Source organism: Hyphomonas johnsonii MHS-2 (assembly GCF_000685275.1).
Classification (GTDB): Bacteria; Pseudomonadota; Alphaproteobacteria; order Caulobacterales; family Hyphomonadaceae; genus Hyphomonas; species Hyphomonas johnsonii.
The window spans coordinates 117,794-137,484 of the sequence record NZ_ARYK01000002.1; the positions used below are offsets into that span (position 1 = coordinate 117,794).

15 protein-coding genes are annotated in these 19,691 nt (G+C 65.4%); 3 read left to right on the forward strand and 12 right to left on the reverse strand.

The genetic code is table 11. The annotated features are described in order from the left end of the window. Positions 1-47: 47 nt before the first annotated feature. Genes addA through tsaE form a run of 5 tightly spaced genes read right to left on the reverse strand, consistent with a single transcriptional unit; the run spans position 48 to position 8,878 of the window. Positions 48-3,581: a double-strand break repair helicase AddA gene (gene addA / locus HJO_RS05540; RefSeq protein ID WP_162173780.1), complete on the reverse strand. Its 3,534-nt coding sequence runs from the start codon at positions 3,579-3,581 to the stop codon at positions 48-50. Beyond that, positions 3,574-6,633 carry a double-strand break repair protein AddB gene (gene addB / locus HJO_RS05545; protein WP_051618311.1) on the reverse strand — a complete coding sequence of 1,020 codons (3,060 nt, stop codon included), beginning with the start codon at positions 6,631-6,633 and terminating at the stop codon, positions 3,574-3,576. Before addB ends, addA begins: the two co-directional genes overlap by 8 nt. Next, positions 6,623-7,348, reverse strand: coding sequence for a nucleotidyltransferase family protein (locus tag HJO_RS05550; protein WP_035614794.1), 726 nt, complete (start codon positions 7,346-7,348; stop codon positions 6,623-6,625). The genes addB and HJO_RS05550 overlap by 11 nt, the downstream gene beginning before the upstream one ends. Then, entirely contained in the window at positions 7,345-8,439 is a 1,095-nt protein-coding gene (locus HJO_RS05555) for an aminoglycoside phosphotransferase family protein (protein ID WP_035614797.1), read from the reverse strand. The genes HJO_RS05550 and HJO_RS05555 overlap by 4 nt, the downstream gene beginning before the upstream one ends. Next, positions 8,423-8,878, reverse strand: coding sequence for a tRNA (adenosine(37)-N6)-threonylcarbamoyltransferase complex ATPase subunit type 1 TsaE (gene tsaE, locus HJO_RS05560; protein ID WP_035614800.1), 456 nt, complete (start codon positions 8,876-8,878; stop codon positions 8,423-8,425). The genes HJO_RS05555 and tsaE overlap by 17 nt, the downstream gene beginning before the upstream one ends. A 166-nt stretch (positions 8,879-9,044) precedes the next feature. Here tsaE and HJO_RS05565 point away from each other — a divergent pair, with 166 nt between their 5' ends. From HJO_RS05565 to HJO_RS05575, 3 genes are read left to right on the forward strand one after another with little or no spacing between them, the layout of a single operon-like run. Next, positions 9,045-10,292, forward strand: a complete 1,248-nt coding sequence (locus HJO_RS05565; protein WP_035614803.1) for an NAD(P)/FAD-dependent oxidoreductase — start codon at positions 9,045-9,047, stop codon at positions 10,290-10,292. Positions 10,293-10,308: 16 nt separating this feature from the next. Then, the gene (locus tag HJO_RS05570) at positions 10,309-10,629 is read left to right on the forward strand and encodes a 2Fe-2S iron-sulfur cluster-binding protein (protein ID WP_035614806.1); all 321 of its coding nucleotides are present in this window, start codon (positions 10,309-10,311) and stop codon (positions 10,627-10,629) included. 3 nt (positions 10,630-10,632) lie between these two features. Continuing rightward, positions 10,633-11,424: a thioesterase family protein gene (locus tag HJO_RS05575; protein WP_035614809.1), complete on the forward strand. Its 792-nt coding sequence runs from the start codon at positions 10,633-10,635 to the stop codon at positions 11,422-11,424. Between the two features lie 15 nt (positions 11,425-11,439). Here the strand turns inward: HJO_RS05575 and HJO_RS05580 are convergent, their stop codons facing one another. The 7 genes from HJO_RS05580 to HJO_RS05610 all read right to left on the reverse strand — a co-directional run bounded on the left by HJO_RS05580 (position 11,440) and on the right by HJO_RS05610 (position 19,683). Further along, positions 11,440-11,847 (reverse strand): F0F1 ATP synthase subunit epsilon, encoded by a 408-nt coding sequence (locus HJO_RS05580; protein ID WP_035614812.1) that lies wholly within the window; start codon positions 11,845-11,847, stop codon positions 11,440-11,442. A 17-nt stretch (positions 11,848-11,864) separates the two neighbouring features. Then, positions 11,865-13,292 (reverse strand): F0F1 ATP synthase subunit beta, encoded by a 1,428-nt coding sequence (gene atpD / locus HJO_RS05585; RefSeq protein WP_035615306.1) that lies wholly within the window; start codon positions 13,290-13,292, stop codon positions 11,865-11,867. A 327-nt stretch (positions 13,293-13,619) separates the two neighbouring features. Then, positions 13,620-14,498: a F0F1 ATP synthase subunit gamma gene (locus HJO_RS05590; RefSeq protein WP_035614814.1), complete on the reverse strand. Its 879-nt coding sequence runs from the start codon at positions 14,496-14,498 to the stop codon at positions 13,620-13,622. Between the two features lie 44 nt (positions 14,499-14,542). Continuing rightward, positions 14,543-16,078 carry a F0F1 ATP synthase subunit alpha gene (atpA, locus tag HJO_RS05595; RefSeq protein WP_035614816.1) on the reverse strand — a complete coding sequence of 512 codons (1,536 nt, stop codon included), beginning with the start codon at positions 16,076-16,078 and terminating at the stop codon, positions 14,543-14,545. Positions 16,079-16,086: 8 nt separating this feature from the next. Next, complete coding sequence (gene atpH / locus HJO_RS05600; RefSeq protein WP_035614818.1) at positions 16,087-16,647, reverse strand: ATP synthase F1 subunit delta; 561 nt, start codon at positions 16,645-16,647, stop codon at positions 16,087-16,089. A 179-nt stretch (positions 16,648-16,826) separates the two neighbouring features. Next, a complete protein-coding gene (locus HJO_RS05605; RefSeq protein WP_035614819.1) occupies positions 16,827-18,995 on the reverse strand; it encodes a primosomal protein N' in 2,169 nt (722 codons plus the stop codon). Positions 18,996-19,098: 103 nt separating this feature from the next. Next, complete coding sequence (locus HJO_RS05610) at positions 19,099-19,683, reverse strand: phage tail protein (protein ID WP_206741814.1); 585 nt, start codon at positions 19,681-19,683, stop codon at positions 19,099-19,101. Positions 19,684-19,691 lie beyond the last annotated feature (8 nt).

Below are 19,691 nucleotides of genomic sequence, written 5' to 3' on the forward strand. Positions count from 1 at the left end.
CTCCTTAAATCTGGTTCAGGCAGATACATAGGGACTCCGGACGCAAGTCAAACCTCGCTCTGCGCACGATTTAGCGAGGCTAACAGGTCCGCCTCGGGCAGCACCATCAGTTTCGGGCCGTCCGTCCAGCACAGGGCGGCCACCACGTCCCGCCCGGGATAGGCACGCTTCAGCACCGCCCAATAGGCCGCCATCTGGGCCATATAGGTCTCCGCCACCCCGTCGACACTGTCCGGCGCCGGCTGGTCGGTCTTGAAATCGATCACCAGCACCCGCTCGGGCGTCACGACCAGGCGGTCGACGCGGCCATTGATGATCGTGCCCTTGGGCAAGGCATCCGCCGTCCCGATGATCGCCGCTTCGGCCCGACCGCCCGGCGCAAACACACCCGCCATCGCCGGGTCGGTCAGCACCCCCATCGCCGCACGCAGCATCTCGTCACGCTGGCCGTCTTCAAGGTCGCCTTCCCGCGCCAGGTAGGCCCGGCCCGCCGCTTCACGCTCATCCTGCGGAAGTTCCGGAAGGTATTGCAGCAGCGCGTGGATCAGCCGGCCGCGCCGCAGCTGGGCCTCCCTGCGCGACCCGAAGGGGGCCAGCAGCGGCGTCTTGCGCGACAGCAGGCTCGTCGGCGCGCTCAGCTTGCGGGCCGGACTGTCTGTCGGCGCGCGTTGGAGCGCCCAGTCCGGCAGCTGCTCGTCGCGGGTGCCAGCTGCGTCCTCGCTACCCATCTGCGTCGCCGGCGCGCCATACCGGCGTACCGCGTCAGCATCTCCTCCGGGCGCCAGCGCGTCCATCGCAGCCGCGCACAAGGCATACCACGACCCCTTGTGGCAGCCGTCCTCGCCCCGCCCATGCCAATGTCCGGCGATGATCAGGCGGTCCTGTGCCCGTGTCAGCGCCACATACAACAGCCGACGATGTTCTTCTTCCGCCTTGGCATCGGCAATCGCGCGGGCAGCCGCCAGTTGGGGCGTGTCCGTGTCCTTGCGCGGCGACCAGACGGGCACGCCATCGAGGTCGAACACTTTCGCTGACCCGCCCTTGGGGCCGGCAGTCGTGTCAGGCAGCACCACGACAGGGGCCTGCAGGCCTTTGGCCCCGTGCACGGTCATCACCCGCACTTCGCGCTCCGGCGCAGCAAGATCCCGTTTGATCTCGGTGTCGTGTGCCTCCATGGCCACAAGGAACCCCTGCAGCGAGGCCGGATCGGCGGCGTCATGCTGCAGCGCCCGCGCCATCAGCGCCTCGACCGGGTCGCGCGCAGGCGCGCCGAGGCGTGCGTTGATCTTCTCCCAGCCGGTCATCCCGTCAGCGCCAGCCTGGTCCATGACCGACGACAGGAACTCGTACGGCGCCATATGCGCCCGCGCCTGCAGGCTCCGCAGGAAGTCCGCCGCCGCCATCACGTCGGGATCGGCACTGGCCTCAACACGCTGCCAGAGCGATTCCTTCTTCGCCCGCCCCTGGGCCAGTTCATAAAGATACCGGTCATCATCGACGAGGCCCAGGAACGGGCCGCGGATGATTTCAGCCAGCGTCAGGTCATCTTCCGGCAGCACGACAAAGCGCAGCAGGTTCAGGCAATCCTGCACCCCGATATGATCCAGCAGTTTCAGCCGGTCCGCGCCCGCCACCGGCAGGCCGGCCGATTTCAGCGCCCCGATCATGGCATCGAACAGGCCGCCGGTCCGGCCCCGCACCAGCACGAGAATGTCCTGCGGCTCGATCGGACGGCGCACCCAGCCATGATCCGGCAATTCGACCCAGACCGTGTCACCCCGGTCGACCATCGTCTTCAGCTGCGTCGCCAGCGCCTTGGCCAGTTTTGCCTTGGGCGAGGATTCCCGCATCGCATTCACCGGGCGGTCCCAGGCATCCGCATCGGGGTCTTCCGCCTTGGGCGCGATCGGCCACAGTTCCACACTGCCCGGCTGGCTCGCCCGGCGCGCCGTGTGCACCACTTTATCTGCCACCATCGGGGCATCGCCCGCCTCCGGCGCATCAATCACCGGCGCACCGTTCCAGACCGTATCGACAAATGCCAGAACCTCGGGTGCCGACCGGAACGACATGTCCATCGATTCCAGCAACAGGCTCGCGGACTTGAGACTGAATTCCTGCGCCTTTTCACGGAACTTCGACGGGTCTGCCCCCTGGAAGGAATAGATCGACTGCTTTTCGTCGCCCACCACGAACAGCGTGCGCGGGTCCTGCTGGCGTTCCTGTCCCTTGCCGGCAAAGAATTCCTCGGTCAGCGCGGTGACCAGTTGCCACTGCGCCGGGCTGGTATCCTGCGCCTCGTCCAGCAGGACATGGCTCAGGCCGCCGTCCAGCTTGTACAGAACCCAGTCCGCCATGCCGCTCTGTGTCAGCAGGAGGCGTGTCTTGTGGATGAGGTCGTCAAAATCGAGTGCCGCCCGCGCCGCCTTCGCTTTCTGGTAAGCCAGCAAGGCAGGCAGGCCGACACGCAGAAGCGCTGATGTGCGCTCGAACGCCAGCGCACGCGACAGATGGTCCAGCGTGTCCCGCACGCGGGCCGTCTCACGCCCTTCACCATCCTTCATCTGGAACAGGTCAGCCACCAGCGGCGACTGCTTCGCTACACCGGCCGTATAGGGATTGGACTTCCTGAAATCGCCGGCGGCCGTGGTGAAGATGCCGAGATAGGTCTCCCACCGGGCTGCCGGATCAGTTTCAGCCAGCACAGCGACCAGGGCGTCCGCGGTCTTTTCATCGCTCTTGCCACCGCCCTGCAGCAAGGCGACCGCGGCACGCAGATCACCCGTTGGCAGCGCCTCGCCCATCGCAAGCGCAATGATCTCGGCAGCGCTCGCCTCGGGCGCGTTCAGGCCTTCGCGCAGGGCTATATCCATCGCGTCGAAATCGAAATCATGCGCCTCGGCGAAATCCAGCACGGCTCCCTGCGACCAGCGCAAGGTGTCGAGCCCCGACATTGCACCGTCATGGCCGCCTTCCAGCGACAACAGGTCCAGCAAGCCGGGTGCCGTCGCCTTCGCTGCCAGCACGGCGTCGGCGCGCGCAGTGTTCCACAGCCTTGCCGCCTCATCTTCCTCGATTTCAGTGAAGCCCGGCAACACGCCCGCCTCCAGCGGGAACCGCCGCAGGATGCGCGAACAGAACGCGTGGATGGTTTCGATGCGCAGGCCGCCCGGCGACTCCAGCGCCCGCGCGAACAGGGCCCGCGCCGCCTTCAGGTCATCCGGCGTGTACGCCTCGCCCTCGCGGCCCTCCAGCTTGGCCAGTTCCCGGCGCAGCCGGTCATCTTCCATCACCGACCAGCGGCCGAGGGTCTTGAACAGGCGCGACAGCATCTCGCTTGCCGCCGCCTTGGTGTAGGTGATGCAGAGGATGCTGTCCGGTGCCGCGCCCGGCCGGCCATCCTCCCGCCGCAGCAACAGGCGCGCCACGCGGTCGATCAGCACCTTCGTCTTGCCGCTGCCCGCATTGGCCGACACGAACGCCGGCACGGCCGGATCGGCCACGCGCGCCTGCACGTCGGTCGCTTTGACATAGTCGGCCGCTTCATCGCGCTCATACACCGGCAGGTTCGGATCAGGCATCGCCGCCTTCCCCCTCTTCGGTATCTCCGGCCCACTCAGCCCGGCGCGCCAGGCGATTGAAACCATTGTCATACTTCACGAACTGCACACGCGGCGCCGACAGGAAGGCGGCGCCCTGGTCACGATAATTGGCAATCAGGCGCTTCAGGCCTGCTTCCGCCGTATCGGCCAGTTCGCCCGGTGTCGCCGTCAGCCGGCTCGACGTGCCGACAATCCGGGCATCCGGCTTGGCCTTGAACGCCACGTATTCCAGCGCGGCGACCGGCGCTGCCGGAATTGCCTCGTATCCACCCTTCCGGGCAATCAGCGCCTGTAACGGCATTTGCTGGCTCAGCTCGGCCGCAATTTCCTTGTCCGATGGCGGGTTGCCGGTCTTGAAATCAATGATCACCAGAGCACCATCCGGCAGGCGCTCGACGCGGTCAGCGGTGGCCGACAGCGTGAAGGGCTGGCCGGCAATCTCATAGTCCAGCTTGCCCCTGACCTCGAGTTTCACGTCCTTGCCGGAGGCCTGCCGCGCAGACCGCCACCCGAGATACCAGTCAACCGTCCTGGCCCAGACGGCCCGCCGCGCCGCCCAGTCCTCCAGCGGTTCGCCAACCCGGGCCAATTCATATTCCAGCAGCGACAGCAGGTGCGCCGCTGTCTTCGGCCCATTCTCCGTTTCCAGCCGCTCCAGCGCATGGTGGATGGCCGTACCGCGCGGCGCAGGCCCGAGGGGCGCATTCATCGGCTCGATCGACGACAGGCCCAGGACGCTTTCCGCCCAACTCGCATAGGGGTCGCGCTGCAACAGGTCGACCCGCGTCACCGACAGCCGCTTCGGCCAGCCCTCCGGCTTGCGGACAGGCTTCGGCTCGACCGGAAATTCCGTTGACAGGCTTCCCCGGCCCCGCGCCTGCATCACGCCAACCCAGGCCAGCGGATCGCCGTCACCCGGCGCGAGCACTTCGGCACCCCGATCGTCCAGCGCGCCCTCGGCAAGGGTCTTCAGGCGCCACACCCAGCGCGATGCGACGGCGGGTGAATCGTCCCGGCGGGCGGCGTGCAGCAACACCACATTCGCCGCGCATGCCAGCTGCGCGAAGTCATGCGCTGACAGGCCCAACCGGTCTTCCGGGTCGTTCAGCCCCAGGTCCGCGCGGAACCTGCGGGGCAGGAATGCATCCGGCGCCGGGCGCTGGGGCCAGACATCCTCGTTGAGACCGGCAAGGATGACACGGCTGGCAGACTGCAGGCGCGCTTCCAGCGGCCCCCGGATGGACAGGCGCGGATGTTCCTCCATCCCGGCACTGATGGTCAGCTGCGCGCTCTGGGAATGGATGATGTCCACCAGCGCGCGCGGACTCATCGGGCCAAGGTAGTCGGACAGTTCTGCGATGCTTTCCAGCAGGACAGTCGCCCCGCGTCCATCCTCACCGGCCCACGGCAACGGCGCCTCGCTGATTTCCCCGGCGAGCGCGGCGATCACTTCGGCGGCCGCCTTCCCGTCGACACGGTCGGTGCCCGACACGTCGGCGCCGGTCCGGTCGAAGACCGCAATCAACCGGTCGACCAGGGCCGCCGCCTCTGCCTGGTCGTCACCATCAAAGCGGGGATACGGCTCGATCTCGTGGCGCGTCAGGACACTGTCCCGCAGGCCCTTCAGGGTGCGCCAGCGCCTCGGTCCGCGCAGGAAATGCCGTTCCAGTGTCGCCAGCCCGTCCCGGTCCTTCACGAAGCCATGCTTCAGCGCCGCCACCAGGGCGACCGGCTCGGACGGGTCGAGGGCCCAGTTCGCGCACAACCCGATCAGGCTGCCCGCGGGCGTGCGCCCCAGCGGAACACCCGCTGAAGGCGGAACATCCAGCCCCCAGCGCTTCAGCAGTGAAGACACCCGCCGCGCCAGCCCGGCATCCGGCGTCACGAGCGCCGCTGTTTCGTCCGGCGTCTCGACTGCCTGCCGCATCAGCAGGGCTGCCGCCTCCGCCTCGGCCGCCTCGTCCGGGGCCTCGATCAAGGTCAGCCCGTCCAGCGCGTCGAGCGCAAAATCTTCAACCGTCGACCCGCTCGCACTGGCCAGCGTCTTCAGTGTCGCCCGCCAGTCCGCCGTCGCATCGGCAGGCGCCAGCGCCTCGTGGATCAGCCTGCGCCGCGCCGCCCGCCTGTCCGTGTCGGGAATGCCCGGCCAGGTCGCAACATCGCCCGGCGCAATGCCCAGGCGGTCCAGCGTGTCGATCAGGGAGTTCTGCGGATGGCTGACCGACTGGCGGATCGCGGTCCAGGCCTCACCATCTGCGAACGTGTCGAGGCCCGGCAGCACGACCAGTCCTTTCGGCAGGCCCAGCGCGGCTTTCATCAGGACACGCCCCGCCGGTGTCGCACCGGTCGAGCCTGCAATCACGACCGGTGTGTGCGGCGGGTTCGCCGCCCATTCCGCCGCGAGTGCCTCGGCCGCCGCAAGGCGGCGCACGAACGGGTCCATGGCATGCTCGCCCGCCAGGAAATCAGGCCACGCCTCGGTAATGATCTTCAGGAACTTGACCGATCCGTGCCAGTGTCCCGCGAGATCCGCAGACTCCACGAGATCCGACAATTTCGACCAGTCGGCCTGTTCACTGAGCGCGGCCTGGTCCAGCAACCGGGACAATTCGCGCGCCGCCGCCAGGGCAGACGCCGGTGGCAGGTCGGTCCTGTAGTTCGCGGCATAATACTGCCGCACCATCGCGGCGAGCGCGCCAAGCCGCTTGGCCGGTGACAGGGCCGCAGGCAGGGCGATCAGCGCGGTCTCGGCGCTCGGCGGCGCTTCGTCGCTCTCCAGGTCGCCCATGGCACGTACATCCGGCGGCAGGATCGGCGTCTCGCCTGCCGCGTCATACAGCGCCAGTGTCAGCGCCCGGGCCGACCGGCGGTTCGGAAGGTAGATGATCGCATCGCTGAGCGCGTCAGGCTGGCCTGCGAGGCCGGTCTCGGCCGCAAGCGTGCCCGCAAGCGCGCGCAGGAAATCCGCGCCCGGCGGGATGGTCCAGACCTTCGGGCTGTCCGCCCCGAATATCCGGGGGTCATTCGCCATGGCTGCGCAGCCACATTTCGGCATCCTTCAGCGCGCCGGGATCACCGACATGCAGCCAGAACCGGTCCAGCGGCATCCCCTTCAGGCGGCCCTTCACGATCAGGTCATCCCATACCCGCAGCGCCGAAAAGCGCTCGACCGCCACGCCATCATACAGTTGCGGCCGGATGATCCGCACCCCCGCATAGGCCCACGGCGCAGACACCGCGTCGCCCCGGCGGGCCAGCCGCCCATCCTCTCCGAGGAAGAAGTCGCCAGCCCCGCCAAACCCGAGGCACCGGCCCGTATCGGCCACGACCAGCAGGGCGTCCGCTGCGTCCGGGTCGAATGCATCCGCGAGGTCCAGCAATGGCGCAGGCGATTCCGGCGCCCAGAAGGCATCCGTGTTGACGACATAGATCGGGTCGTCTCCGAGCAGCCCGCGTGCCTTGGCCAGTGCGCCGCCGGTCTCGAGTACGTCGCCCCGTTCGTCGGAAATCACGACCTCCAGGTCAGTCCGCGCCGCGAGGTGTGCCTCCATCTGCTCGGCAAGGTAGTGCACATTGACGACAACGCGCTTCACGCCGGCCGCCGCCAGCGGGTCCAGCATGCGGTCGATCAGCCGTTTACCCGCGACATCAATCAACGGCTTCGGCGTCGTATCCGTCAGGGGCCGCATCCGCGTGCCCAGGCCCGCCGCAAGCACCATCGCCGTATGCGGAACCGGTACGCTCATGTGGTGGCCTCGAAGACGAATGGCGTCGTGTCCTGCACAAAGGCCTTCATGCCTGCCAGTGCCGGGTGCGACAGGTTGCGGGCAAGGATCGCCAGCTGGCGCGGCTGGAAGTCCCGATAGCGCGGCTTGCCGTCGCGGATCACCAGCCGGGCAAAAATGCCGGCAATCCGCAGCGCATTCAATGTCCCGATCACGGCCAGGCGCTCGTCGAATTCGGCGCGCGACTTGCCCATGTTGTCCAGGTATTGCCGGATCGCGGCCTCCGCCGCCGCAGGCGACACCTCGCGCCGGGCGTCCTGCGTCAGCATCGCCATGTCCCAGGCGTCCCACCCGCGCACGGCGTCCTGGAAATCGAGCAGTCCGATCTGGCCGTCCGGCAGCCATAACAGGTTTTCCGCGTGGAAATCGCGCATCGTGAAGGTCCGCGGGAACGTCATGGCCTGTTCGATCAGTGCGTCCCGCTCGGCCTCCCAACGCGTCCTTGCTTTGCCCTCAAGGGCGCTGCCGCCCGAAAATTGCGGCAACCAGTCGGCATAGAGGTCCGCATTGGTGGCCAGCGCCAGCCGGTCGAAATCGAGGATCGGCCAGACTTCCCCCTGCGACTCAAGACGCTCCGGAACGGGCAGGTCATGCAATTTGCTCAGCACGTCAGCGGCGGCGACATAGGCCTGCGTCTCGTCAACCAGCCCGCGTTCGATCTGGCGGGCGAGTTCGCGGCCGTCACCAAAGTCCTCGATCAGGGCAAATCCCGACGCGGTATCGTGCGCAAAGATGCGCGGCGGGCGGAATCCGTAGCCGGTCAGGAACTCCGCAAGCAGCACGAACGCATCCACCCGCGACGCCGCCAGCCGGGTCAGCGCGTTCCACCCCATCGCATTGCGGGTGGCATCGTCGGCGTCCGGCGGGCACGGGTCAGCCTCGATCCGCGGTGCATCCATCAACAGCGCCTGCGCGGCATCTGGCCGCACCAGCCGGATATAGCGGCGCGTCGAGGCATCCTCGCCCATCGGATACCGGGCGGCATCGCCCCACCCGGCCCGGGCCAGGAAGGCGTCTATTTCGACTGTGCGCTGGCTAGAATCGAAATTCATCCAGCCGCTTCTGCCAGTCTTCGCCGAACGGTTCCAGCCTTGCCCGGCGCTGCTCCCCAAGGATTTCGAGATCGATTTCCAGCCGGTACGCCGGCAGGTGCCTGCCTGCCCGGTCAGGCCACTCGATCAGCGCCACCCCCTCCTGCGTCTCGTCCCACCCCAGTTCATGCAGTTCGTCCGGCGCGTTGAGGCGGTAAAGATCGAAATGCCAGAAGGCAAAGTCAGGCCCGTCATAGCTCTGCACGAGTGTATAGGTGGGGCTCGGAACCTCCTCCTCCGGCGTTGTGAGGGCCCGTATCAGCCCCCGAACGAGTGTCGTCTTGCCCGCTCCAAGGTCGCCGCGCAGCGCGACGACATCGCCGCGCGCCAGCACCCCGCCAAGGGCCGCCCCCAGGGCTTGCGTCGCGGCATCATCGGCCAGGTCAAAGGTCAGTGTCATCGCGGCAATATAGGCGATTGCCGTGTATCCGCCACGAAGAATGGCTGCCTGGCACCTTGACGAGGTTCTTGACAACCCGCGCAGTGGCTGGAACTCCCCACAGCAGAAGTATTGCAAAAAATGACGCAGGCGTCATAAATCAAGCATACCAACAGGGAGCGGAACTTTGGATCTTTCCGGCGCAACGCGTATCGTGATTATCGGCGGCGGACAGGCTGGCGCCCAGGCGCTGCAATCGTTGCGGCAGGGCGGCTATGCCGGCGCGCTGACGCTCGTCGGTGACGAGGCGGCCCTTCCCTACCAGCGCCCCCCTCTGTCCAAGGCCTACATGAAGGGTGAGTTCACGGAAGAACGTCTCTATTTTCGCCCGGAATCCTGGTACCAGGACCAGAATATCGACGTCATTCTCTCGACGCGCGCCACAGCCATCGACCGCGCCAATTGCAAGGTCACACTCGCCCATGGCGGCCAGCTGGACTATGACGCCCTGATCATCGCCACCGGTTCGCGCCCGCGCACCCTGCCGGCCAAGGGTGCAGACCTGAAGGGCGTCCACGACCTGCGCGACCTGTCAGACGTCGAACGCATCCGCCCCAACATGATTTCCGGTAACAGGATGGTGATTGTCGGCGCCGGCTATATCGGGCTCGAGGCCGCCGCAGTGGCCCGCCAGATGGGCCTCGATGTCACCGTCCTGGAAATGGCGCCGCGCGTGCTGGCCCGTGTCACCAGCCCGGTGATGAGCGAATTCTTTGAACATGAACACCGCGCCCAGGGCGTCCACATCCTGACCGGCGCCAGGCTCGACCATCTCGATGGCGCGGACGGCCAGCTCGCTGCAGCCGTCCTGGCCGACGGCACCCGCATCGAGGCCGATATCGCCCTCGTGGGAATCGGCATCCTGCCGAACGAGGAACTGGCCAAGGATGCCGGCATCGCCTGCAATAATGGCATCCTTGTCGACCGTGACGCCCGCACGTCAGACCCACGCATCTTCGCCGCGGGTGACTGCGCAAGCCGCCCGCTGGTGCATTACGGCCGCTCAGGCCGCCTCGAAAGCGTCCACAACGCCATCGAACAGGGCAAGCTCGCCGCGGCCGCCATCCTCGGCAAGCCGCGCCCGACGGAAGACTGCCCGTGGTTCTGGTCCGACCAGTACGACCTGAAGCTGCAGATCGCCGGCCTCAGCCAGGACTATGACGAACTGGTCGTGCGTGGAGACCCGGCAGACCGGAAGTTCGCGGTCTTCTACCTGCGCGCCGGAACCCTGATCGCCGTCGATGCAATCAACAGCCCTGCCGAATTCGTTGCGTCAAAGAAACTGATCATGTCAGGCGCGAAGCTTGCACCTGACGCCCTTAGCGATACATCAACCCCGATGAAAGACATTGCCGCGGCAGCCCTTGCCGCCTGAAGGAGAAACCCCGCACATGGCAAAGATTACCTACAAGCACCACGATGGCACGGAAGATGTTGTCGAAGCCACCAATGGCGAATCCGTCATGGAGGCCGCTGTCAAGAATTCCGTGGCCGGAATTGATGCTGATTGCGGGGGTGCCTGCGCCTGCGCAACATGCCACGTCTATGTCGACGAAGCCTTCATGGACAAGATCGGCGAGCAGCAGGAAATGGAGCGCTCGATGCTCGATTTCGCAGAGAACGTCCAGCCGAACTCGCGCCTGTCCTGCCAGATCACCGTGTCCGACGCGCTGGACGGCCTGGTCGTCACCACGCCGGAAAGCCAGCACTAGGCCTTGGCTGCCTATACGGACCTGCTGGCCAGCATCACCCGAAGTGAAGATCACGCCGCGACGGTGACGATACCTGACGCCTGGATGCAGGGTCGCACCACCTATGGCGGGCTCACAGCGGCCCTGTGCCTCGACGCGGCCATGCCGCTTGCGTCCGGCATGCCTGTCCGGTCCGCACAGATCGCCTTTGTCGGGCCGGTTGGCGGCGCGGTCACATGCACGCCGACGCTGCTGCGGCAGGGCAAGAACACGGCGTTCATCTCCGTCCGGATGATGGGCACCGACGGTGTGGCCGCCGAAGCGATCTTCGCTTTCGGCAAGGCCCGCACGTCTGCCCTGGCGTTCGCTCACCTGCCCGCTCCCGCCGTGACCTTCCCGGACGAAACCCCGAGCTATTTCGGCAGCAGTCCGATGCGGCCCGCCTTCACCCGGAACTTCAACATCCGCATCGCCGCAGGCTCGCGCCCGGTCTCGGGTGCCAGTGAAGCGGACGTGTCAATCTGGATGCGCCACGTCGACCCGGCGGCGCCTGTCGACGCGGTCGCCCTGCTGGCCATTGCGGACGCCCCGCCGCCGGCCGCCATGGCCATGTTCACCGAACCCGCCCGCATCAGCTCGATGACCTGGATGGCGGAATTCCTGACTGACGACATCACCACGCAGGACGGCTGGTTCCTCGCCCGCCACGTCGCCGAAACCGCGCGTGACGGCTATTCCAGCCAGGCGATGACCCTGTGGAACAGGCAGGGCGAACCGATGATGATCGGTCGCCAGACGATTGCAATATTCGGCTAGGCCGGACGCCTGTCCCTAGTGGGCCAGCGCGGCGCGCAGGCTTTCGAGATAGTCGTAATGCGCCTGCAGCGTCGCCCGGCTGGTGTCATCCTTGTCCAGGGCCTGCATCTTCAGCAGCGTCGCTTCAAGCTCGGACGTGATCTCTTCCGTCTTGATGCCGTCCAGGTCGCGGGCTTCTTCCGCAAGGATCGTCAGGCCGTCCGGCGTCACGTCGGCAAAGCCGCCGCGCACGAAGATCCGCATCGTCACGCTGTCGCCTTCCAGCACGCGCACGATACCGTTCTTCAGCGTCGTCATGAACGGCGCATGGTTTGCCAGCACACCGAACTCCCCCTCGGTGCCGGGCGCGATCACATGGTCGACCTCGCCAGAGAAAAGCTCCCTGGCGGGCGACACGAGAGAGAAGTGCAGTTTGTCGGCCATAAGGCTGATCCTGTGTCTTAAGCGGCGTCTGCCATCATCTTGGCGGCTTTGGCTTTCGCCTCGTCGATATTGCCGACCATGTAGAAGGCCTGTTCCGGCAGGTGATCGAACTCGCCGGCGATCAGGCCGGTGAAGCCCTTGATCGTGTCTTCGAGTTTCACCTGCACGCCGGGCGAACCGGTGAAGATTTCAGCCACGTCGAATGGTTGCGACAGGAAGCGCTCGACCTTGCGGGCACGGGCCACGGCCAGTTTGTCTTCTTCCGACAGCTCGTCCATGCCGAGAATGGCGATGATGTCCTGCAGTTCCTTGTATTTCTGAAGGATTTCCTGCACGCCACGCGCGATGTTGTAGTGCTCTTCGCCCACGATGCGCGGGTCGAGAATACGGCTCGAGGAGTCGAGCGGGTCAACCGCCGGGTAGATGCCCTTTTCAGCGATGGCACGGTTAAGCACCGTGGTTGCGTCAAGGTGGGCAAACGACGTGGCTGGCGCCGGGTCGGTCAAGTCATCCGCAGGCACGTACACGGCCTGCACCGATGTGATCGAGCCCTTGTTGGTCGACGTGATGCGCTCCTGCAGCTGGCCCATGTCGGTGGCCAGTGTCGGCTGATAGCCCACAGCCGACGGAATACGGCCGAGCAGGGCCGACACTTCGGCGCCCGCTTGCGTGAAGCGGAAGATGTTGTCGACGAAGAACAGCACGTCCTTGCCTTCTTCGTCGCGGAAGTATTCGGCCTGTGCCAGGCCGGTCAGGGCGACACGGGCACGTGCGCCCGGAGGCTCGTTCATCTGGCCGTAGACCAGCGCGATGCGGCTTTCGCCTTCCAGGTTGATAACCTTGGATTCGATCATCTCGTGGTAGAGATCGTTCCCTTCACGTGTCCGCTCGCCAACACCGGCAAACACCGAGTAACCGCCGAACAGTTTCGCGATATTGTTGATCAGTTCCATGATCAGAACCGTCTTGCCCACACCGGCACCGCCGAACAGGCCGATCTTTCCGCCCTTCACATAGGGGCAGAGCAGGTCGATAACCTTGATACCGGTCACCAGCACTTCGGACTCGGTTGACTGGTCGGTGAACGCCGGCGCGTCCGCGTGGATCGGGCGTTCCATGTCGGAATCGATCGGGCCACGCTCGTCGATCGGCTCGCCGATGACGTTCATGATGCGGCCAAGCGTGCCCGGGCCAACCGGCACCGTGATCGGGCGACCAAGGTCAGCCACCGGATTGCCGCGAACGAGGCCCTCGGTGGAGTCCATCGCGATCGTGCGGACCGTATTCTCGCCGAGGTGCTGGGCAACCTCCAGGACGAGGCGGTTGCCATTGTTGAAGGTCTCAAGTGCGTTGAGGATGCTCGGAAGCTCGCCGTCGAACTCGACATCGACCACGGCGCCGATGACCTGAGATACGCGGCCTTTTGCGTTTGCGGGAGTGCTCATGCGGGTCGTCTCCTTTGGAGCGGATGTCGTCTTGGGTGGTGAAACGGGGGCAGCAGCAGCCGGGGTCGGCGCCGCAGCGGGTGAAGGGGATGTCTTGGCGTTTGCAGGCTTGCACACGCCGCAAGCACGGGTGTCTTTCTGGCCGAGCGCCTTGGCGGCAGCATCGGCTTCGGCGAACGTCGCAAATGGCCCATGCCACTTGTCGTCGTCATTGGTGGGGTCGCCACCGACACCTGCGCCATTGTTGCAATAGCGGCAGTCGGACGCGTGGATACGTGCCCGCTTGGTGCCAAAGTTTTCGTAGATCCAGAAGCTCATCGGTTTTTCCTACAACGCCTCTGCACCGGAGATGATCTCGATCAGCTCCTTGGTGATCTGCGCCTGACGGGCGCGGTTGTATTGCAGCGACAGGCTGTCGATCATGTCGCCGGCATTGCGCGTGGCATTGTCCATCGCGGTCATCCGGCTGGCCTGCTCACCGGCTGCGCTTTCCAGGATGGCCGACAGGATCTGCGTGTTGATGTAACGCGGCAGCAGTGTTTCGAGAATCTCCGTCTCCGAAGGTTCGTAGCGATAGATGGCGCCCGTGAGATCGACCGTCTCGGCATCGGCCGGCGCGGATGCCGGGATGATCTGTTGCGCCGTCGGCACCTGGGTCAGCACGTTCTTGAACTGCGAATAGATCAGGGTCGCGACGTCGAACTCGCCCTCGTCAAACATCGCAGTCAGCGATTGGCCGAGGCCGATGGCGGATTCCGTGTAGTTGCCGCCTTTGACGTCGCCCAGGTCAACATGGGAAATGAACATGTCGCCATAGTCGCGCGACAGCTGCTCACGGCCCTTCTTGCCGACGGTCAGGATCTTGACTGTCTTGCCTTCAGCCCGCAGCTCGCCGATCTTCTGCTTGGCCAACTTCACGACATACGAGTTGAAACCGCCCGCCAGGCCGCGTTCGGCGGTAATGACGATGACCAGGTGGGTCTCATCCTGCCCGGTTCCGGCCAGCAATTTCGGGCCGCCCGCACCGGCCGAAGCCGACAGGTTCGCCAACACGGATGCCATACGCGATGCATACGGACGTGCCGCTGTCGCGGCATCCTGCGCGCGCTTCAGCTTCGCCGCTGCAACCATTTGCATGGCCTTCGTGATCTTCCGCGTGGATTTCACGCTGGCGATCCGGTTCTTGAGGTCCTTCAAGCTGGGCATGTCAGGCCTTCTGGTTATTCAATCAAAGCGTCAGGACGCGTGTCTCAGGCGAATTTCGACGTAAAGGCGTCGAGGGTGGATTTCAGCTCTTCTTCGGTCTTGTCCGACACGGCTTTCTCGTCACGGATCGTCGCGAGCAGGGACTTCTTGGCACCACGCAGGTGGATCAGGAGTTCCTTTTCATAACGGGACACGTCACTGACGGGCACCTTGTCGATGTAACCACGCGTACCGGCATAGATCACGCAGACCTGCTCTTCCATCAGCAGCGGCGAGTATTGCGGCTGCTTCAGCAGTTCGGTCAGGCGGGCACCACGGTTCAACAGGCGCTGGGTGGCAACATCAAGGTCGGAACCGAATTTCGCGAAGGCAGCCATCTCGCGATACTGGGCGAGTTCGCCCTTCATCGAGCCGGCAACCTTCTTCATCGCCTTGGTCTGGGCGGCAGAGCCCACACGCGACACCGAGAGACCAACGTTCACGGCCGGGCGGATACCCTGGTAGAACAGGTCGGTTTCAAGGAATATCTGGCCGTCGGTGATCGAGATCACGTTCGTCGGAATATAGGCCGACACGTCGTTGGCCTGGGTTTCGATGATCGGCAGGGCGGTCAGCGAACCTGCGCCGGCTGCATCTCCCATCTTCGCGGCGCGCTCAAGCAGGCGCGAGTGGAGGTAGAACACGTCGCCCGGATAGGCTTCGCGGCCTGGCGGACGGCGCAGAAGCAGCGACATCTGGCGATACGCGACAGCCTGCTTGGAGAGGTCATCATAGATGATCAGGGCATGCATGCCGTTATCGCGGAACCATTCGCCAATCGTGCAGCCGGTGAACGGCGCAAGATATTGCAGCGGGGCCGGCTCGGACGCCGTTGCGGAAACGACGATCGTGTAGTCAAGCGCGCCGCGCTCTTCCAGCGTCTTCACGACCTGCGCAACCGTCGAGCGCTTCTGGCCGATGGCGACATAGACGCAGAACAGCTTGTCCTTGTCGGACTTGGCCGCGTCATTCGTCTGTTTCTGGTTCAGGATCGTATCGATGCAGACAGCGGTCTTGCCGGTCTGGCGGTCACCGATGACCAGCTCGCGCTGGCCACGGCCAACCGGGATCATCGCATCAATGGCCTTGATGCCGGTCATCATCGGCTCATGCACGCCTTTGCGCGGGATGATGCCGGGTGCCTTCACGTCCACACGGGCGCGTTCGGCAACATTCTTCAGCGGGCCCTTGCCGTCGATCGGCTCGCCCAGCGGGTCGACCACGCGGCCCAGCAGGCCCATGCCGACCGGTGCGGACACGATCTCGCCCGAACGCTTGACGGTGTCGCCTTCCTTGATGGCGCTGTCGCTGCCGAAGATCACGACGCCGACATTGTCGCTTTCAAGGTTCAGGGCCATGCCCTTGATGCCGCCGTCGAACTCGACGAGTTCACCGGCCTGCACGCTGTCGAGACCATAGATACGGGCAATGCCGTCGCCGACCGACAGCACCTGGCCGACATCGGAGACTTCAGCATCGACGCCGAAGTTTTCGATTTGCGACTTCAGGATGCCCGAAATTTCTGCTGCGCTGATATCCATCGAGCTGACTATGCTCCCTTCATGGCGGTGTTCATGCGTTCAAGTTTGGCGGCAATGCTCGCATCGACCAGTTTCGATCCGATGCGCAGCTGGATGCCGCCGATGAGCGAGGGATCAACCTCGCTGGTCAATTCAACCTCGCCGCCAACGGCCTTGGCGAGGATAGATTCGATCCGGCCGCGCTCGGCGCCGGTCATGTGCTTTGCAGTCCGCACCACAGCCCGCTGGATGCCGCGCTGCTTGGCGTAAAGTTCGTCAAATGCGACCTGGGCTTGCCGGATGTCGCTGGCACGGCCGTTCGTGGCCATCACGCCAACGAAATTGGCCAGCATCGTGCCGAGCCCGGACTTGGCCATCACCTCGGCCAGCGCAGCGACTTTCTCGCCACGCGAGAAGACCGGCGAATCGAGCAGGATGGTCAGGTCGTTGGACCCTTTCTCCATTTCGACAAAGGCTTTGAGATCTTTATGCACTTCGGCCAGCTGGCCTTTGTCCTGTGCAAGCTCGAACAGCGCCCGCGCATAGCGCCGGGCAGCTTCACTCGCATGTGTCGTCGTCGATGCGGTCAAGGGTCCAGGGTCCGTTGCTTGTCGGGGCGGGTAACGCCCGGAATTGTGAAAAGAGGCAGCGTGCCCGACACGCGCTCCCTATAGAACTGTGCGCCGCTTAGCACCAGAAAATCACCCTGACAACATGGCCAAAGCGCCAATTTATGCGGCGGAATGGCACGTAGAGCAGAGAACCGGCGTTACAGGAACGAGTAAGGGTCGATATCCACAGATACCCGTACAGGCCGCGGCGGTTTCAGGCGCGCCAGCCAGGCCGCCATATAAGCCGAAAGATCAATGTTTCTGGGCGCTTTTACCAGAAACCTGCGCCGATGGCGTCCGCGCAGCACCGTTATCGGCGCCGGAGCCGGCCCAAACAGCTCGATTCCCGCCGCATTCGGCGCCGCCAGCGATATCTCGCGGCAGGTTTCATCCACCATTTCCGCACTCGGCGCCGAAATGATCATCGCGGCCAGCCGCCCGAACGGTGGCAGGCCCAGTTCCGCCCGCACATCCCGCTCGATCTGCAGGAAGCCGTCGCGGTCGCCGTCCGCCAGCGCCAGCATGGCCGGATTGTCGGGCGCATAGGTCTGTACCAGCGCCCGCCCCGGCCGCTCGGCCCGTCCGGCCCGGCCCGCCACCTGGCTCAAAAGCTGGTAGGTCCGCTCTCCGGCCCTCAGGTCGCCGCCCTTCATGCCCGAATCGGCGTCGACCACACCCACAAGGGTCAGATTCGGGAAATTGTGCCCCTTGGCGACAATCTGGGTGCCGATCAGCACGTCGATCTCACCGGTTTCCATGCGGTCGATGATTCCGCGCGTTGCGTCGCCGCCCATCGCCGTGTCCGACGAGAATATCTCGATCCGGGCCTCCGGCATCAGCACGCGCACCTCCTCGGCCACCCGTTCCACCCCCGGGCCTACCCCCATCAGCGAATCCTTCGCCCCGCAGGCAGGGCACACGCTGGGCTTCGGGATCGAATACCCCGTCACATGGCAGACCAGTCGCCCGGAATACCTGTGCTCGGTCAGCCAGTTCTCGGTGCCCGGCGTCTTCAGCCGCTCGCCGCACGCCTTGCACAGCACCAGCGGCGCATAGCCCCGCCGGTTGAGGAACAGCAAAGTCTGCTCGCCCGCCGCCAGGGTCTCCTGCATGGCATGCACAAGATGCGGCGACAGCCACTGATTCTTTGCCGGCGGCGCCCGGCGCAGGTCCACCAGTTCGACGTCCGGCAGCCGCGCCGCGCCCGGCCGCGCCGCCAGCATCAGCCGCGTGTAGCGGCCCGCCTCGGCATTCACCACGGTCTCCAGCGCTGGCGTCGCCGAGGCCAGAACCACGCCTGCCCCCTCCAGCTTCGCCCGCATCACCGCCATGTCGCGGGCATGATAGGTCACGCCGTCTTCCTGCTTGTAGCTGCCGTCATGTTCTTCATCGACGATGACCAGCTTCAGGTTGGCGAATGGCAGGAACAGCGCCGAACGCGCCCCGATCACGATCCGCGCCCGGCCATGCACCGCCTCGCGCCAGGTCCGGCGCCTGTCCTTGTCCGACAGGCCCGAATGCCACGGCGCCGGTGCGGCCCCGAATCGCGCCTCGAACCGCGACAGGATCGCCTGCGTCAGCGCGATCTCCGGCAGCATGACCAGAACCTGCGCGTCAGGGTCCACCCGCAACGCCTCGGCAATCGCCTCGAAATACACTTCCGTCTTGCCGGACCCCGTCACGCCATCCAGCAGGAAGGCGGCAAAGCCCCCCGTCCGCATCGCGGCCTTCAGCGCGTCAGCGGCCTCCCCCTGCTCGCCCGTCAGCACCGCCCCCGGCAGGTCCGGCTGCGGCACGGCAAATGGCGCATCCGCCGCCATCTCCTCGGCGCGCAGGGCCCCGGCACTCACCAGCCCCTTCACCACCCCGCTCGACACCCCTGCCGCCGCAGCCAGCGTCGCCGCGTTCGCCGCGCCCACTTCCTCGGCCGCATCCAGCACGCGCCGGCGCGTATCGGTCAGTTTCTTCGGTTCCTCGCCGGTCAGGTGGAACACGGTCTCGGTCGGCGAAGGCGTCAGCCCACCCCGCGCCCTCAGCGCCATGCCCAGCACATGGCCCGGATGCGACACGGTGTATTTCGCCGCCCATGAAATGAATTCGCGCATCGCCGCTGGCATCGGCGGCGCCGGATAGACAGAGATGACCGGCTTCAGCGTCCGCCCCGCCGCCGCCGCGTCGTCCAGCATGTCCCACACGACGCCCAGCCGCTCGGTCTGCCCCAGCGGCGCGGTGACATAGCTGCCAACGCTGACGTCCATCCCCTCCGGCACCGCATAATCAAACGGTTCGGGCAGCGGCAGGACAAAGAGAATCCGGGCGACGGGCATGGCCAAATCCCTAGCGCCTCACCTGACTCCTGTCGAACCCTTCAGGGCACACTCGGGAACAGGCAAGGCACCCGCAAATTGCCGCCACGCGGAGCGTCAATCCCTAGTCCCGTGACGGGTAGGTCCCATACATCGCCACGCAGAAATTTATCGCCAGCGACGGATTGAGCTTCGAGAATGCCTGGCTCCCGCCGGTCTTGCCCGTTGCAACCGCAGCAGATGGCACAGTGCCCGTGCCTTCGGCGTCAGCGTCCCGCGATTCGACGACGAAAACGTCGCCTTCAGGTGATTCGGCTGCGTCGCCGTCCGTGGCCGATCCGTCCAGCATGTGCGTGTGCGCAGGCATCTGCGCAGTGGTCAGCGTATGCGACTCAGAGCCGACCCGTTGGCCCATTGAGCGTGGCGAAAGGCCGGGACCATGACCGGCATTCACCGGCACCCGCCCGCGCAAGTCAGGAAGGGCAAAAGTCGTCCGCCCGTCGCCGCCATACATCGTCCCGAACAGGGAGAACATGGCGCTGTACTCCGAAATGGGCAGCAACCGGCCATCCGCGTTCAGGCTGCCGCGCGGACAGAAATTCGCGCCGGTCATGAAGATTTCGCCCATCATCTTTTCCTGCGCCTGGGCTGGTTGAGCCAGCATTGCCATGCTTGTGGCCAGGCCGGCCGCTGCAATCATCCTGGTCATGTTCATCT